The sequence below is a fragment of the Sphingobium sp. Z007 genome (assembly GCF_900013425.1).
Taxonomy (GTDB): domain Bacteria; phylum Pseudomonadota; class Alphaproteobacteria; order Sphingomonadales; family Sphingomonadaceae; genus Sphingobium.
Genome location: NZ_FBXK01000005.1, coordinates 1,523,849 through 1,540,703, shown reverse-complemented (window position 1 = coordinate 1,540,703; position 16,855 = coordinate 1,523,849). Strand labels below are relative to the sequence as shown.

Below are 16,855 nucleotides of genomic sequence, written 5' to 3'. Positions count from 1 at the left end.
TTTCTTTTGTGCCCCGTACTAGAGCAGACGCCGCCAGCCCGCTCATTCCGTATCCAGTTTCTGCTTGAGCGTCAGCATCGCCCGATAGGCCTTTTGCAAGTCCTTCTCGACCGTGGTCAGGCTGACCCCCAGTTCGTCGGCGATGACCCGCTGGCCGACCCCTTCGATACGGAAGCGGCGGAACACCATTTCAACCCGCGGCCCCAGGTCGCGTAGCACGGCCCGGGCCTGGTCCAGTTGTTCGTTGAGGACCATGCGGTCGTCCACTGCGATATCCTCGGTCGGGTCGGCCATCACGCCGCCTGCGCCCTCCGCCCAATCCTGTTCGCGCCGCTCGCGCCGCGTGGCGGACCGATAGCGATCCAGCATCAAATTATTGGCCATGCGATAGAGATAGGGCAGCGGATCGGATACTGGGCCAAGATCCTTGGCCTCCAGCTTCATCCACATATCCTGCAACAGATCCTCGGCATCCTCACCCGCGCCGCGCGCGCGCACAAAGCGGAGCAGGGCGGCGCGGTTGGCCATGAAGATTGCGGAGAGGCCGGTGGCCATGCCTGTGGTGGTCCAGTGTATGCGGGTCTGGCGCGTTGCCATAGAGGGGCGGGTGGGGTCTTGGCAACGGCCAAGCTGTTTACCTGCCGGTGCCGTTGGGTTAGCGCGGGTCGGCACGGCAAGAGGATCGGCATGACGGACGGTGTAGACAGGGCGGCGTGTCAGGCCGCGGGCATGGACGCCGACCGGCTGGAGGCGCTGGTCGGCTTTCTGGACCGGACCTATCTGGCGACCGGCAAGCTGCCGCATATGCAATTGCTGCTGTCGCGCGATGAACAGCCCTTGGTTGCCGTCACGCGCGGCGCGGCGCGGGCGACCGGCGAACCGCTGCGGCAAGACGCCTTGTTCCGCATTGCGTCCATGACCAAGCCGATCACTTCGGTCGCGTTCATGATGCTGGTGGAGGCAGGGGCGGTCGCGCTCGATACCCCCGTCACCGATATCATCCCCGAATTTGCCGACCTGCGCGTGGGACAGGCCAATCGCGCCAGGCCCAAGCGGCCGATGCTGATGATCGACCTGCTGCGCCACACGTCCGGGCTGACCTACGGCCTGCAACGCCAGACGCCGATCGACGCGCGCTATCGCAAGCTCGGCCTCGACGAGTTCCAGCAGAAGCGGACATCCGACCAGTTCATTGCCGACCTCGCCACCCTGCCGCTGGAATTTTCGCCGGGCGATCGGTGGAATTATTCGGTGTCGACCGACGTTCTGGGCGTGGCGGTCGAGCGATTGTCCGGCATGGACCTGGAGACGGTGTTCCGCACCCGCATCTTCGATCCGCTGCAAATGGTCGATACGACCTTCGTCCTGCCCGATGCCAAGGCGCACCGCATGACCGACGCCTGGCGTCTGGAAGAAAATGGCGGTCTGGCCATCGCCGACCTGGGCGCGCGCAGCGGATGGCGGCGGACGGGGCGTTTCCTGTCGGGCGGCGGCGGCTTGGTGTCGTGCGTTGCGGACTATCACCGCTTTGCCAGCATGTTGCTGCGCGGCGGGGAACTGGACGGCGTGCGGCTGCTGTCGGCGCAGACGGTGGCGCAGATGCGCAGCAACCAGTTGCCGGGCGGCGGCGACCTGTCCAGCCTGTCCAGCGCGATGTTCAGCGAAGCCGACTATCAGGGCGTCGGCTTTGGCCTCGGCTTCGCCATGGGCATGGAAAGCGAGGAATATTATTGGGGCGGCGTCTTCTCGACCTATTTCTGGATCGATCCGGTCCACCGACTAATCGGCATTTTTATGACGCAGCATCTGCCGTCCAGCACGTATCCGGTGCGCGCCGAGTTGCGCGCGGGCGTGGTCGACGCCGTGCTACGCGGATAGCAGCGTAAGGTTCCGTTCGAAACGGCTGAAATCAGCCGATATTTCTTGCTGCGCTGCAAAAATGTGCATGGCGTGGCGCGGGGGGCTGTGTCATCATCATACTCGACTCAGCGAAGGGAACCGCGCCTGTGAATCTTAAGGGCCAGACCAAACTTCCCATACCCGCGCCGCGGCAGGTGGACCCGGAAGTCCTGGCCCATGAGATTGTCGAGCGGCTGACCTATCGCATCGGCAAGAATGCGGCGGCGGCCAAGCCGCATGACTGGCTCCACGCGGTCATTCTGGCGATCCGCGACCGGGTGATCGACGCCTGGATCACTTCCACCCAGAAAACCTATGAGGAAGAAGGGCGGCGGGTCTATTATCTGTCCCTGGAATTCCTGATCGGCCGGCTGATGCGCGATGCTGCATCCAACATGGAAATGCTGGACGAATTGCAGCTGGCGCTCGCCTCGCTGGGGGTCGACATCGACATCATCGCCGCGCTGGAACCGGATGCGGCGCTGGGCAATGGCGGCCTGGGACGGCTGGCGGCCTGCTTCATGGAAAGCATGGCGACGGTGGATGTGCCGGCCTATGGCTATGGCATCCGCTATGTGAACGGCATGTTCCGGCAGGAGATCAGCGACGGCTGGCAGGTGGAACTGCCCGAAAACTGGCTGGCGCACGGCAACCCCTGGGAGTTCGAACGGCGCGAGGCGAGCTATGAGATCGGCTTTGGCGGACGGGTCGATCCGGCCGAGGGGGAGGAAGCCGGACCGCACCAGATGCGCTGGCGGCCGGCCGAGCGGGTGATTGCCACTCCCTATGACACGCCGATCGCGGGCTGGCGCGGCAAGCGGGTCAATACGCTGCGCCTGTGGGAAGCGCAGCCGATCGATCCCATCCTGCTCGACAAGTTCAATGCCGGCGACCATCTGGGCGCGCTGGCCGAAAGCAACCGGGCGGAATCGCTGACCCGCGTCCTCTATCCCGCCGACTCTTCGCCTGCGGGCCAGGAATTGCGGCTGCGGCAGGAATATTTCTTCTCCTCCGCCTCGCTCCAGGACATCGTCCGGCGGCACATCCAATATTTCGGCAGCATCCTGACGCTGCCGGACAAGGCGGCGATCCAGCTCAACGACACCCATCCCGCGGTAGCGGTGGCGGAATTGATGCGCATCCTGCTGGACGATCATGGCGTCGATTTTGCCGAGGCGTGGGAGGTTACCCGGCGCACCTTCAGCTACACCAACCATACGTTGCTGCCCGAAGCGCTGGAAAGCTGGCCGGTGCCGCTGTTCGAACGGCTGCTGCCCCGTCACATGCAGATCGTCTATGCGATCAACAGCAAATTGCTGGGCGAAGCGCGCCGTCTTAAAAAGGAAGACGGGTCGGCCCAGTTCACGGACGACGCGATCGGCACGATATCGTTGATCGACGAGGGCGGCGACCGGCGCGTGCGCATGGGCAACCTCGCCTTTGCCGGGTCGCACAGCGTCAATGGCGTATCGGCGCTGCATACCGATTTGATGAAAGTCACGGTCTTCGCCGACCTGCACACGCTCTATCCGACGCGGATCAACAACAAGACCAACGGCGTCACCTTCCGCCGCTGGCTGATGCAGTGCAATCCGGGCCTGACCGGCCTCATCCGCGAGGCTATCGGTGACCGCTTCTTGGACGATCCGCAAGCGTTGCGCGACCTGGACGCCTTTGCCGACGACAGCGCGTTTCAGGAAAAGTTCGTCGCGGTGAAGCGCGCCAATAAAGCCGCCCTGTCCGACCTGCTGCGCAAGCGGTTCAATGCGCGGATCGATCCCGCCGCTTTGTTCGATATCCAGATCAAGCGCATCCACGAATATAAGCGGCAGTTGCTGAACATCGTGGAGGCGGTGTCGCTCTATGATCAAATCCGGTCGCACCCGGAAAAGAACTGGGTGCCCCGCGTCAAGCTGTTCGGCGGCAAGGCGGCGTCGAGCTATCACAATGCAAAACTGATTATCAAACTGGCCGGCGACGTCGCCCGCGCGGTCAATCACGACCCGGCGGTGCAGGGGCTGCTCAAGTTGCAGTTCGTCCCCAATTACAATGTCTCAATGGCGGAGGTGATGATCCCCGCCGCCGACCTTTCCGAACAGATTTCGACTGCGGGCATGGAAGCGTCCGGCACCGGCAACATGAAGTTCGCAGTCAATGGCGCGCTGACCATCGGCACGCTGGACGGCGCCAATGTCGAAATGCGCGATCATGTGGGCGCGGATAATATCATCATCTTCGGCCTGACCGCGCAGGAAGTGAATGAGCAGCGCGCCAGCGGCTATGATCCCAAGCAGGTGATCGGCCAAAGCCGCGAACTGGGCCAGGCGCTTGATGCGATCGCCAGCGGCGTCTTTTCGCCCGACGACCCGGACCGGTACAAGGGGCTGGTGCAGGGCATTTACGACCATGACTGGTTCATGGTCGCCGCCGACTTCGACAGTTATTCAGCGGCCCAGCGGCAGGTGGATGCGCTGTGGATGGACCAGTCGCTCTGGGCGAAGAAGGCGATCCACAATGTCGCGCGCATGGGATGGTTCTCGTCCGACCGCACGATCCGCGAATATGCGGCCGACATCTGGAAGATCGCGCCATGAGCGTGAGCGAGAGATAGGGTGGCCTTGACGCCGGAACAGATCGACCGGCTGGTCACGGGCCTTGACGACGATCCCTTCGCCACGCTTGGCGTGCATCCGGCCGGAAAGGCGTTCACCGCCTGCCTGTTCATGCCCGAAGCGGTCAGCGTGACGGCGCAGACGCTGGACGGCAAGGCTGTCGGCGATCTCGCGCAGGTCCATGGCGACGGGCTGTTCCTCGGCCCGGTCGCGATCCGCAAGCGTCAGCCGCTGCGCTATCTCGTCACCTTCGGCGACGGCGGCAGCTATGCGATGATCGATCCCTATGGCTTCGGTCCGGTGCTGGGGCCGATGGACGATCATTATCTGGCGGAAGGATCGCACGGCCGCCTGTTCGATAAGCTGGGCGCCCATGTCATGACCCATGAAGGTGTGGGGGGCACGCATTTCGCGGTCTGGGCACCCAATGCGCGACGCGTGTCGGTGGTAGGCGATTTCAACCGCTGGGATGGGCGGCGCGGGCTGATGCGTCGGCGCGCCGATGCGGGTCTATGGGAAATTTTCCTGCCCGAAGTCGGGGCGGGCAGCGCGTACAAGTTCGAGATCATCGGCGCGGACGGTGTGCGCCTGCCACTCAAGGCCGATCCCTATGCCTTCCAAAGCGAATTGCGGCCCTCCACCGCATCGATCGTCGCCGCGCCGCTGGATCACAAATGGGGCGACGACCGGCATCGCGACTATTGGCGCACCACCGACGCGCGCCGCCAGCCAGTGTCGATCTACGAAGTCCATGCTGGGTCGTGGCAGCTGGACGATCAGGGCGAATTTCTCAGCTGGGACGAACTGGCCAATCGCCTGATCCCCTATGTCGTCGGCATGGGCTTTACCCATATCGAATTCCTGCCGATCAGCGAATATCCCTATGATCCCAGCTGGGGTTACCAGACGTTGGGCCTCTATGCGCCGACCGCGCGGCTCGGCGATCCGGCCGGGTTCGCGCGCTTCGTCGATGGCGCGCACCGGGCCGGGGTCGGCGTGATCCTAGACTGGGTGCCGGCGCATTTCCCCACCGACGAGCATGGGCTGGCGCATTTCGATGGCACGGCGCTCTACGAACATGCCGACCCGCGCAAGGGCTTCCACCCTGACTGGAACACCGCCATCTATAATTTCGGGCGGCGCGAAGTGTCGCAATTTCTGGTCAACAATGCTCTGTTCTGGGCCGAGCGCTATCATGTTGACGGGCTGCGCGTCGATGCCGTCGCTTCGATGCTTTATCTCGATTATTCGCGCCAGCCCGGCGAATGGGTGCCCAACGACCATGGCGGCCGGGAAAATGTGGAGGCGGTCGCCTTCCTCCAACAGATGAACAAGGCGCTGTATGGCGCGCATCCCGGCGTCATGACCATCGCGGAGGAATCGACCAGTTGGCCGGGCGTGTCGAAACCCGTCCACACCGGCGGCCTCGGCTTCGGGTTCAAGTGGAATATGGGCTTCATGCACGACACGCTGCGCTATCTCCAGCGCGACCCGGTGCATCGCGCCCATCATCATGACGACATCACCTTCGGCCTGCTCTACGCCTTCACCGAAAATTTCGTGCTGGCGATCAGCCATGACGAGGTGGTGCATGGCAAGGCGTCGCTGCTGCACAAGATGCCGGGCGACGATGCCCAGAAATTCGCGACGCTGCGCGCCTATTATGGCTTCATGTGGGGCTATCCGGGCAAGAAGCTGCTGTTCATGGGGCAGGAATTTGCTCAGCGCGGCGAATGGAGCGAAGAGCGCGCGCTCGACTGGGATCTGCTCGACCATGCGCCGCATCTGGGCATACAGAAGCTCATCGCCGATCTCAACCACCTCTACCGGTCCCGCCCGGCGCTGCATGAGCGCGATTGCGAGCCGGAAGGGTTCGAATGGGTGCTGGTCGATGGCGCGGCAGATTCCATCTTCGCTTGGCAACGGCGCGCGCCGGGCGTTCGCCCGATCGTCATCATCAGTCATTTTACCCCGATGCTGCGGCACGGTTACCGTATGCGGCTGCCATCGGGCGGGCGCTGGCGCGAGATATTGAACAGCGACGCGGCCGATTATGGCGGCGGCGGCGCGGGCAATATGGGACAGGTGCAGGCGGACGAGGAAGGTTGGGCCAACATCACCATCCCGCCCTTTGCAACCTTGATGCTGGAACTGGATTATTGAACACCGACGGCGCGTGCAGGCAGTCGCGGGCAACGCAAGGAGAGGCTTAATGCAGACGAGACATCAGCCGATCGCGCGTGACGCCATGGCCTATGTGCTGGCCGGCGGCCGCGGCAGTCGGCTGGCCGAACTGACCGACAAGCGCGCCAAGCCCGCCGTCCATTTCGGCGGCAAGGCGCGGATCATCGACTTCGCTCTGTCCAATGCGCTGAACAGCGGCATCCGTCGCATTGGGGTGGCGACGCAATATAAGGCCCATTCGCTGATCCGGCATTTGCAGCGCGGCTGGAATTTTCTGCGCCCCGAACGCAACGAAAGTTTCGACATTTTGCCAGCCAGCCAGCGCGTATCGGAAAGCCAATGGTATGAAGGCACAGCCGACGCCGTGTTCCAGAATATCGACATCATCGAAAGCTATGCGCCCGAATATATGGTGCTGCTGGCGGGCGATCATGTCTATAAAATGGACTATGAGCTGATGCTGCAACAGCATGTCGACAGCGGCGCTGACGTCACCGTCGGTTGCCTGGAGGTGCCGCGAATGGAGGCGGTCGGCTTTGGCGTCATGCATGTCGATGAGCAGGACGTCATCACCGCCTTCATCGAAAAGCCCAAAGACCCGCCGGGCATCCCCGGCCAGCCCGACATGGCGCTGGCGTCGATGGGCATCTACGTCTTCCAGACCAAATTCCTGATCGAACAATTGCGCCGCGACGCCGACGATCCCACCAGCAAGCGCGATTTCGGCGGCGACATCATCCCCTATATCGTCAAGCACGGCAAAGCCGTCGCACATCGCTTCTCCAGCAGTTGCGTGCGCGCCGAAAGCGAGCTGGAGCCTTATTGGCGCGATGTCGGCACGATCGACGCCTATTGGCAGGCCAGCATCGACCTGACCGACGTCGTGCCCTCGCTTGACCTCTATGACCGCAGCTGGCCGCTCTGGACCTATTCGGAAGTCACTCCGCCCGCCAAGTTCGTGCATGACGAGGACGGGCGGCGCGGTTCGGCCACATCCTCGCTCGTGGCGGGCGGGTGCATCGTGTCCGGCTCCTCGCTCCATCGCAGCCTGCTCTTTTCGGGCGTGCGCACCCACAGCTTCTCGTCGGTGACGGACAGCGTCATCATGCCCGATTGCGAGATCGGGCGCGGGGCGCGGCTGCATAAATGCGTGCTGGATTCTGGGATCATCATCCCGCCGGGCCTTATCATCGGCGAACATCCCGAAGACGATACGCAGCGTTTCCGCCGCACCGACAGCGGCATATGCCTGGTGACGCAGCCGATGATCGACCGGCTGGTGGCCTGACCCGCGCCATGACGATCAAGCTGCTGTCGGTCGCGTCCGAAATCTATCCGCTGATAAAGACCGGGGGGCTGGCCGATGTTGCGGGCGCGCTGCCCGGCGCGCTGGCCGGACAGGGGGTGCAGGTGCGCACGCTGATCCCCGGCTATCCCGCCGTCATCGCCCGGCTGGGCAAGGCGAAGGCGGTGCGCCGCTACGATCATCTGTTTGGCGCGAGCGCCGGCGTGCTGGCCGCTACGGTCGATGGGCTGGACCTGCTCGTTCTCGACGCGCCGGACTTTTTCGCGCGGGAAGGCGGCCCCTATGGCGATCATGGCGGTAATGACTGGAGCGATAATTGGCGACGCTTCGCCGCGCTGTCGCGCGCAGGGGCGGATATCGCCGCGGACGGAGTGAAGGGCTGGCGGCCCGACATCGTCCATGTCCATGACTGGCAAGCGGCGATGACCGCCGCCTATATGCGTTTCGGCCCGGCGGCGGCGGTGCCCAAGGTCGTGACGATACACAATCTCGCTTTCCAAGGCCGGTATAGCGCGGGCATCTTTCCCGACCTTGGCCTGCCGCCCGAAGCCTGGGGCGTGGACGGCGTCGAATATTATGGCGGCACCGGCTATCTGAAGGCAGGCCTGGTTTCGGCCGATGCCATCACCACGGTCAGCCCCAGCTATGCACAGGAAATCCGCTCGCCGGTCCATGGCATGGGGCTGGACGGATTGATCAATGGCCGGGTCGATCGGCTGCACGGTATCTTGAACGGCGTCGATACCGACATCTGGAACCCGGCGACCGACGTCCTGATCGCCAAGCCCTACAGCATGAAGGCGCTGGCCGGGCGGGCGGCGAACCGGCGCGCGCTCGAACGGCGCTTCGGGCTGGATCATGACGCTGCGCCGATCTGCATCATCGTCAGTCGCCTGACCTGGCAGAAGGGCATGGACATGATGATCGACGCGGCCGAGCATCTGGTCGCGCTGGGGGGTAAGCTGGCCGTGCTGGGATCGGGCGATCACCCGCTGGAAGGCGCGCTGCTGGGCGCGGCGGACCGGCATCGCGGGCGGATCGGCGTGCAGATCGGCTATGACGAGCCGCTGTCGCACCTGATGCAGGCGGGCGGCGACGCCATCTTGATCCCCTCGCGCTTCGAACCCTGCGGCCTGACCCAGCTTTATGCGCTGCGCTATGGTTGCGTGCCGGTGGTGGCGCGGGTCGGTGGGCTGGCCGACACGGTGATCGACGCCAATGAAGCCGCGGTGGGCGCATGCGCGGCGACGGGCATCGTATTTGCGCCGTCCGATCCGCTGGCGCTGCATGGCGCGATCAACCGGCTGATGGACCTGTATGGCGACAAGGCGGCGTGGCAGGCGATGCAGCGCGCGGGGATGCGCGCCGACTTTTCCTGGACCAACAGTGCGACGAAATATACGGACCTGTATCGGTCGTTGATCGCGGAGGCGGCGTGAAGCCGGGCGTGCTGGTGGGGCCAAGCGGCACGCGCTTTTGCGTCTGGTCCCCCGATGCGAGCCAATTATGGCTTTGCCTGTTCGACAGCGAAGATCGCGAAACCCGCCTGCCGATGCTGCGCGATGCGGACGGCTGTTGGCATGTCGAGGCGGCGGGCGTCGGCGCGGGCGCGCGCTACGGCCTGCGCGCCGATGGCCCCTATGATCCGGACGCGGGCCTGTGGTTCGACCCCGACAAGCTGCTGCTCGATCCCTATGCCCCGGCGATCGACCGGGCGGTCCACTATGATCCGGCGCTGGCCGCCCTGCGTGGGCAGGGGCGCGACACCGCGCCGCTGATGCCCAAGGGCGTCGTTGCGGCGGCCGTCGAACCGTTGCCGCCGGAGCCGCCCCGCTTCGCGCCGGGCGGGCTGATCTACGAAGTGCAGGTGCGCGGTTTCACGATGCTGCATCCTGACGTCCCGCAAGCGCAGCGCGGCACCATCGCCGCGCTCGCCCATCCGGCGGTGATCGCGCATCTGCAAAGCCTGCATGTGTCGGCGATCGAGTTGATGCCGATCAACGCCTGGATCGACGAGCGGCATCTGGGGCCGCTCGGCCTCACCAACTATTGGGGCTATAACCCGGTCAGCTATTTCGCGATCGACCCGCGGCTGGCGCCCGGCGGCATGGCGGAACTGCGTAGCGCCGTGGCGACGCTGCACGCAGCGGGCATCGGCGTCATCCTCGACATGGTCTATAATCATGACGGCGAAAGCGACGCACAGGGGCCGACCCTGTCGCTGCGCGGGCTGGATGCGCGCGGCTATTTCCGCCACGACGCCGATGGAGACCTTATCAACGATACCGGCACCGGCAACAGCATCGCCTGCAACGCGCCGGTCGCGCGCCGCCTGATCCTCGATTCGCTGCGCCATTTCGTGGCGCAGGCGGGCGTGGATGGTTTCCGCTTCGACCTTGGCCCGGCGCTGGGGCGGATGGCGGATGGGTTCGATCCGGCCGCGCCATTGTTGCAGGATATGCGCGTCGATCCGCTGCTGGCCGACCGCATCATGATCGCCGAGCCTTGGGACATCGGGCCGGGCGGCTATCAATTGGGTAATTTTGGCGGTGGCTGGCTGGAATGGAACGACCGCTATCGCGACGATATGCGCCGCTTCTGGCGTGGCGATGCCGGGACGCTGGGCGCGTTTGCCACTCGGTTGGCCGGATCGTCGGATATTTTCGGCGACGGCGTGACCCGGAGCGTCAACTTTCTGGCCGCCCATGACGGCTTCACCCTGGCCGACCTGACCGCGTACGAACAGCGGCACAATGACGCCAATGGCGAACAGAATCGCGATGGTCATGGCGAAAATTTCAGCTGGAACAACGGTGTTGAGGGGCCGAGCGATGACCCGGCAGTGCAGGCCGCGCGGGTCCGCGACGCCAAGGCGCTGCTATCGACCCTCTTCGCGTCGCGCGGTACGATCATGCTGACGGCGGGCGACGAGTTTGGCCGGACGCAGCAAGGCAACAACAACGCCTATGCACAGGACAATGCGATCGGGTGGATCGACTGGGAGGCACGCGACCGCGATCTTGAGGCGCACAGCTTTGCGCTGGCGGCGCTGCGGGCGGAAACGCCCGATCTGCGCGGCGTCACGCTCTTGTCCGACGTGGACGTCGAATGGTTGGACGAGGATGGAAAGGCGCTGACCGTGGACCAGTGGGAAGACCCGGCGCGCCGCCGCCTGACGCTGCGCTATCGCACCAGTGGCTTTGCGATCTGCGTCAATGGCGATGCGGAACCCTGCCGCTTTCATGTGGCGGACGCTGCTATCGAAATGGGCGGCCGCTCCGTTGCGCTGATGCGACCGGAACGATGATGGTGAGTCCAGCTGGGTTCGAACCAGCGACCTACTGATTAAAAGTCGGTAGATTATTCCTATTTTTCAACGCCCATTTCTACATGTTACCCCTTCTGTTCACGGATGGCCGCCTGCGGGGCAGGTGAATTTGTAGAAATGGACCGGACGTCAGTAGGCGAGGGGGGAGGCCTACTGATCTTTGACTGATTTCTGTTGGCGAAGATGTCGCAGTATTCATCGCGTGGCGGGCGCGGCGGCACGATCAGTTTTGGCTGGGCGCGGGGCGGCGGCATGACCGGGGTCGAACCGTCGGCGGTGGCCCTGATGACGCAGCCCCAGGTGTCAGCGCTCTGGAAAATGGCCCGGCCGATGGAGGCGAGGCCGGGCATCTGGGCCAGGTCGTCTGGGTCGACATAGCCCAGCTGCACGCCGCGCTCTGAATAGACGCCAACCGATCGCTTGCCCCCGGCCGGACCGCGCAGGCGGCGGAAGGTCAGCGGGTCGCCCGGCCGACATTGCGCGATCTCGGCGCGCCGCTCCCGGCCCCGGTGGTTCGGATAGTCAGCGCCGCCAATGGCCAGGAATGTCGAACCGTGGAACATGTTGAGAACATAGGCCGGCGCTCGGCTGGTCGCAATGGCCCTTGACCGAATCGCGAACGAAGCGCGAACAAAGGGGATGGATAGCGATGACGAGCGCCGACGCGCGAATGAGCAGTTGGTAGCAACTTTCTTTCACCAGTCCCGCGCGGATGCGAAGGCGCGGAAAAGGGATAAGCCGAAGGGCGGCGGCCCGATGCACCACAGGGCCAATACAGACTGGTGGAATTTCGGTGGTAAGGGATGAGATTTGGACGGGCATTAAATGGCTCGGCGCCGGCGTCCTCCACATTGGTTTCCTGTTGCATATTTCGGTTGACGGCTGTGATTTGATGTCGTAATAATACGACATGGAAGCGGCGATAGGCCGCATCCAACAACGGCATGGAGGCCGAAATGCAGATCAAGATCAACCCAATCACTCGCACCGCCGCCGACGGCGTCACCAGCATCAACGGCTATCAAGTCGAAATCGTGGATGCTCCGGTATTGACCGGATCGGAAAAGCAGGTGGCATGGGCAGACAGCATCAGAACCGCCTCGGTTGAAGATTTTATTCGCAATATCGTCCTGGGCAAAGTCCGCGCTGGCGATACAATATTAGCCAACTGCTGTTTCGTGACGCCGGAATGGGAAGTCGCCATGGCCAGCCTTTCGGACGGTCTGGACAAGCTTTCGCAGGTTTTGGGGCAGGTCGAAACCGCTAAGGCATGGATCGATGCTGCTGGCGGCAGTAAGTCCTCCGCCACCGTCTTTGCCCTGACGCGTGGCAAATGAGCACGATCAACGCCAGATTTCATGTCGCCGCCCCGCGCGGCGACATGAACCAACAGCGCCATGAGGATGGCGCCTGGTTTGCAGATTGGTCGGCAGGCCATGATGAGGCTGGGGCTTGGCTGTTTCCGGTCGTGCTATGGAGAACAATCGTCGTCCGCCCGGAAGCGGGCATGCTCCAGATCATACGTCCGTTGGGCGCTGTCCGCTGGGCGCACCATCGTTATGATGGGGCAAGCAATCGGGACTGGCTGATCCCGGCCGCGCGGTGGGAGGAAATCCATAAGCTGATCCCCCGGCTCACTCAACTGCGGCAGGCAGCGATTCGTCGCAGGGCGGCAATTGCGTGGATAGCGTCCCGCCCCAAGATCACTCGCAGATCGACACGCATTGTACCGCTCCCGCCGCTCATCGGATCGCCGAAACAACTGGCGTGGGCTAATGCGATCCGGGATCACATGATCGCCGACGCCCTATCTCACGCCGATGCGCTGCGATCCGCCGATCCTGGAAACACGGCGATCGACCTGCTCAACTCGGCGCTCATCGAATTGCAGCACATCCGCAACGCCGCGTGGTGGATCACATGGCGCAACAGCAGCGCAAATCATGTGCTGGCCGCCCTGCTACAAGCAAGGAAGACTGACCAATGAGCCTACTCCATCGTATAGGCGAGGCCCTTTATGGCCCACGCTGGATCTCCGAGATGGCGCGGCAGAAAGGCATCAACTTGCGCACGATGCAGCGCTGGGCAGCGGGCCAGTCGGAGGGGCCGCCGACGCTATATGCCGAATTGGCCGATGATCTGGACGAACAGGCCGGCCTGCTGCGGGCGTTGGCCCAAGATGTTCGCGCCCATGTGGCGGGACAGCTTGGCAAGTAACCAAGGGCGCGCGACGCGCTGCGCCATCTATACCCGTAAGTCGGCCGAGGAGCGGGCCGACGTCCAGTTGGGTACGATCGAAAACCAGCGCGACCTTTGCGAAAAATACATTGCCAGTCAGGCGGGCGAGGGATGGACCACCCTCCTGGAGCATTATGACGATCCGGGATATTCGGGCGGCACCTTGCGCCGCCCGGCCTTGCAAAATCTGATTGCCGCGGTTGAGGCGGGGCAGGTCGACATGATCGTCGTGTATAAGATCGATCGCCTGTCACGCTCACTTCGCGATTTTGTGGGCCTGGTCGAGCATTTGGAGGCCCACGGCGTCAAATTTGTGGCGGTGACACAGGCGTTTAACACCGCCAACAGCATGGGTCGCCTGACGCTCAACATCCTGCTCTCCTTTGCCCAATTCGAACGCGAATTGACAAGCGAGCGGCTAAAGGACTGGTTCGCCGGGGCACGCGCGCGGGGGCTTTGGCAGGGACCGGCGCCCTATGGTTATCACGTCGCCAATTCGATCCTTACGGTCAATGAGGATCAGGCAAGGTTCGTGCGCCACATTTTCCGCCGCTACCCGACGATGGGATCGGCGAAGGAAGTAGCGGACGAGATAACGCGCATGGGCGCGCTTAACACATGGGGTCGGTCTATCAATGGCTGGCAGGTCATGCGCATATTGCGCAACCGCCTCTACCTTGGCGACCTGCCGCACAAAGGGCAATTCCTGCCTGGAATCCACCCCCCTATCGTTACAGCGCGTGAATGGGATAAGGCTGCCGATGCGATTGACAAAATGTCTCGCCGACGCCGTCCGGCGTTGCGCCTACCGGCGGAAGCCCCTCTCTATCCATTGCTCCATGATCGACATGGAGCAAGCATGATCCATATCATCTGTCGACGCGCGCGGACGACGCATCGCTACTATGTCCCATCACGCCAGCGCTATGGCGTCGGCTCCAGTCCTGGCGACAGATTTCGGGCGGCGGAACTGGAGCATGCGGTCGTGACGGCTGTTGCGGCCGTAGGTTATGTCATAGCGGTCGACGGCCGCCCCGGATCGCTGACCGGCGCCCTATCGCGGCTTATTGATCGCATCGACATCATGGGGGACGAGATGACCATACAATTGCGGAGCGGCGCTGCATTGCAATCGGCAACCATGGGCAGGGTAATGCCGACAGCGCGCACGATTCTGAAAGATGCATGAATCTACGACAGAATAGCCTTAGGCCTCAGCTGCCCGGCAACGCCAGCACGTCAAAGGCGACGCCCGCCCATGGATATGGGTTCCGCTATGGGTGTTGGCGTTCCTGATCGTCGGCGGGTTTTTGCTGTAGCCGAGCATGAATGAACCTAGTCTGGCGCCCCCGTCACGCGCAATTCGCTTGCAGTCCATGACCGCGCCAGCGTGGTCGATGCTTCGAATGTGATGTAGCCCGATTGTCCGGTCGGCACCACAAAATCGATCGTCTTGGTTGTCGGCGATGCGGAATTGAAGCTGCTGGTCGCGACGATTGCGCCCGTGCCCGATCCGTCGGACGTGATCGCGATCTTGACCCCCCCGGCGCTGTAGGCGCCTCCCGTGCTGTAATCGACATCGAGATGATAGGTGCCAGGAGGGAGCGGAGCGTCGCGAACGAACCGCTGCAGCGACCCGGAAAGGCCCGTGACGGTCCAATTGCCGCCCGACACGACGGAGTTCGGGGCAGGCGCACTAACGCGCGTCCAGCCCAGCGGCGATCCGGCTTGGCTCGGATTGCTGGCGTTGAAGCTGTCTGTGAAGGGGGACCACGACGGTATTGGGTCTGGCTCGCTGGCGGCGAAGCTGTAGGTGGCCCGCACCGTCTGGTCACCGAAATTGCCACTCGAAGGCGTGTCGAAGCGTGCGCGATATTTGACGCGGCTTACGCTGACGTCGAAATTGCTTTCCTCGAAATTGGTGGCGCCAGCGCGATCGAGCAACACCTTGGCGATCGTCCCGGTCGTCGGGTTGCGCCACCAGACCTCATTAACCGCCGAAGTGTCGTAATAGCCGCCCGCGCTGACATCGGCCCAGGTCGCGCCAAGGTCCGTCGATGCGCGGGTGTAGGCCGGGCTTAACTGAAACAATGCCAGCGCGACGGTCAGGGTGTTGTGGGGTGCAACCATGCGGTGTGTAGTCCGCGTGACGCCCTGGCTAAGGAACTCCAGCCCGCCAGTCAGTTGCGCCACCTCGCCGCCGGTCCAACTGATCGTCGCAGTATGATCGAGCTGCATCGCTGGCAGCATCGCTGCCTGGGTCATATCCGGGCCGGTCTGAACATAGCTGTTCAGGCCACCATGATAGGTGCCCCCATAGACGTTATTGACGTTGATCGCATACTCCTGGCTGCCGACGCCCGAATAGATGATCTCGCTATATTCCGTCACGGGGTTGCTCGCGACCGACGGCAATGTGCGGAAGCCCTGGATGCGCCACCCGCCGAACGGCGCGCCCAGACTATCCGCAGGCGTCTGATCGACGGGATTGGTGCCATTGCCGTAGATAAGGTGCAACGCCACCGCGCCCAGCGTCGCGTGCGGCGCGATAACATACGCCTCATATGCGCTGATCGGGACTGTGCGCAGAATAGCGACAGCCGTCCCGGCCCGCAGCCCGACCTGGCGCTGGACGACAGGACGATTGACGGTCTGCTGCGCCTCGGCCGCGATCGGAGCCAACGCCTGCGAAAGCAGGGCCAGCCACAGGAGTGCGCGCCGGATCACGGCGCGGTCCAGCTATTGACGACCAGCACCGGAGTGCCGGTCGAAAAGGCGTAGAGCCGCCCCGTGGTTGCAAAGGGCGGAGTGAAGACGGTCCCTGCCCCCGCGCCGCTCGGGATCAGGAAGTCATAGATTGCCGCGGAGCAGCTGGTGGCCTGCGTGGTGCAGATATAGACGTTCGCGGTCAGCGCGGCCTCGGTGAAGATGCTCTCCAGCGTTCGTACTGACACGCCCCCCGCCTCGATCGCGGTCGCAGTGCTGGCGGTCAGCGTCGTGCGAGTGGACGCGACGACGCCCTGCGCCGGGACCAGTCCGCCCCGGCTGTCAGTGCGCAAGCTGCGCGCGGTGGTGCCATCTGACCCCGATGTCACCGGCAGGGGCGCAGCAGCAGACACGGGGACACAGGTGCCGTCGACCTGCTTGACGCATGGGGCATGCATCGGCGCCCAGCCGTTCGGGGCCTGAACGGACGATCCGGTAGTCTGGGCGAGGCCGGGCGTCACCAACAGGGCGAGCGCCAGCGCGCACGCCAATCGAAAGATGGTCATGGAGATATCCTTGGCT

The 16,855-nt window shown here is 63.6% G+C and carries 15 protein-coding genes; 11 read left to right on the top strand and 4 right to left on the bottom strand.

Annotated features, from left to right (window positions below):
* Positions 1-42: 42 nt before the first annotated feature.
* The gene (locus CEQ44_RS15480; RefSeq protein ID WP_088183750.1) at positions 43-555 is read right to left on the bottom strand and encodes an RNA polymerase sigma factor; all 513 of its coding nucleotides are present in this window, start codon (positions 553-555) and stop codon (positions 43-45) included.
* Between the two features lie 132 nt (positions 556-687).
* Here CEQ44_RS15480 and CEQ44_RS15475 point away from each other — a divergent pair, with 132 nt between their 5' ends.
* From CEQ44_RS15475 to glgX, 6 genes are all read left to right on the top strand, one after another.
* Positions 688-1,878 (top strand): serine hydrolase, encoded by a 1,191-nt coding sequence (locus CEQ44_RS15475; protein WP_088183545.1) that lies wholly within the window; start codon positions 688-690, stop codon positions 1,876-1,878.
* A 128-nt stretch (positions 1,879-2,006) separates the two neighbouring features.
* The gene (locus CEQ44_RS15470) at positions 2,007-4,493 is read left to right on the top strand and encodes a glycogen/starch/alpha-glucan phosphorylase (protein ID WP_088183546.1); all 2,487 of its coding nucleotides are present in this window, start codon (positions 2,007-2,009) and stop codon (positions 4,491-4,493) included.
* A gap of 18 nt (positions 4,494-4,511) precedes the next feature.
* The gene (gene glgB, locus CEQ44_RS15465) at positions 4,512-6,674 is read left to right on the top strand and encodes a 1,4-alpha-glucan branching protein GlgB (RefSeq protein ID WP_088183548.1); all 2,163 of its coding nucleotides are present in this window, start codon (positions 4,512-4,514) and stop codon (positions 6,672-6,674) included.
* A 49-nt stretch (positions 6,675-6,723) separates the two neighbouring features.
* On the top strand, positions 6,724-7,983 hold the full coding sequence (glgC, locus tag CEQ44_RS15460; RefSeq protein WP_088183550.1) for a glucose-1-phosphate adenylyltransferase: 1,260 nt from the start codon (positions 6,724-6,726) through the stop codon (positions 7,981-7,983).
* Between the two features lie 8 nt (positions 7,984-7,991).
* Positions 7,992-9,440: a glycogen synthase GlgA gene (glgA, locus tag CEQ44_RS15455; RefSeq protein ID WP_088183752.1), complete on the top strand. Its 1,449-nt coding sequence runs from the start codon at positions 7,992-7,994 to the stop codon at positions 9,438-9,440.
* Complete coding sequence (gene glgX, locus CEQ44_RS15450; protein WP_254913681.1) at positions 9,437-11,308, top strand: glycogen debranching protein GlgX; 1,872 nt, start codon at positions 9,437-9,439, stop codon at positions 11,306-11,308. Before glgA ends, glgX begins: the two co-directional genes overlap by 4 nt.
* 86 nt (positions 11,309-11,394) lie before the next feature.
* Here the strand turns inward: glgX and CEQ44_RS15440 are convergent, their stop codons facing one another.
* Positions 11,395-11,892 (bottom strand): hypothetical protein, encoded by a 498-nt coding sequence (locus tag CEQ44_RS15440; protein ID WP_088183551.1) that lies wholly within the window; start codon positions 11,890-11,892, stop codon positions 11,395-11,397.
* A gap of 76 nt (positions 11,893-11,968) precedes the next feature.
* Between CEQ44_RS15440 and CEQ44_RS24505 the strand changes: the two genes are divergently transcribed.
* The 5 genes from CEQ44_RS24505 to CEQ44_RS15420 all read left to right on the top strand — a co-directional run bounded on the left by CEQ44_RS24505 (position 11,969) and on the right by CEQ44_RS15420 (position 14,756).
* Entirely contained in the window at positions 11,969-12,136 is a 168-nt protein-coding gene (locus CEQ44_RS24505; protein ID WP_176401078.1) for a hypothetical protein, read from the top strand.
* A gap of 149 nt (positions 12,137-12,285) precedes the next feature.
* Positions 12,286-12,666 (top strand): hypothetical protein, encoded by a 381-nt coding sequence (locus CEQ44_RS15430; protein WP_140419307.1) that lies wholly within the window; start codon positions 12,286-12,288, stop codon positions 12,664-12,666.
* Entirely contained in the window at positions 12,663-13,316 is a 654-nt protein-coding gene (locus CEQ44_RS15425; RefSeq protein WP_088183557.1) for a hypothetical protein, read from the top strand. The genes CEQ44_RS15430 and CEQ44_RS15425 overlap by 4 nt, the downstream gene beginning before the upstream one ends.
* Positions 13,313-13,546, top strand: coding sequence for a hypothetical protein (locus CEQ44_RS24500; RefSeq protein WP_176400280.1), 234 nt, complete (start codon positions 13,313-13,315; stop codon positions 13,544-13,546). Before CEQ44_RS15425 ends, CEQ44_RS24500 begins: the two co-directional genes overlap by 4 nt.
* On the top strand, positions 13,536-14,756 hold the full coding sequence (locus tag CEQ44_RS15420) for a recombinase family protein (protein WP_176400281.1): 1,221 nt from the start codon (positions 13,536-13,538) through the stop codon (positions 14,754-14,756). The genes CEQ44_RS24500 and CEQ44_RS15420 overlap by 11 nt, the downstream gene beginning before the upstream one ends.
* A gap of 146 nt (positions 14,757-14,902) precedes the next feature.
* On the opposite strand, the gene CEQ44_RS15415 is transcribed toward CEQ44_RS15420, so the two are convergent.
* Both CEQ44_RS15415 and CEQ44_RS15410 read right to left on the bottom strand, forming a co-directional pair.
* Positions 14,903-16,294 (bottom strand): hypothetical protein, encoded by a 1,392-nt coding sequence (locus tag CEQ44_RS15415; protein ID WP_088183561.1) that lies wholly within the window; start codon positions 16,292-16,294, stop codon positions 14,903-14,905.
* Positions 16,291-16,839, bottom strand: coding sequence for a hypothetical protein (locus CEQ44_RS15410; protein ID WP_088183563.1), 549 nt, complete (start codon positions 16,837-16,839; stop codon positions 16,291-16,293). The genes CEQ44_RS15415 and CEQ44_RS15410 overlap by 4 nt, the downstream gene beginning before the upstream one ends.
* Between the last annotated feature and the right edge of the window lie 16 nt (positions 16,840-16,855).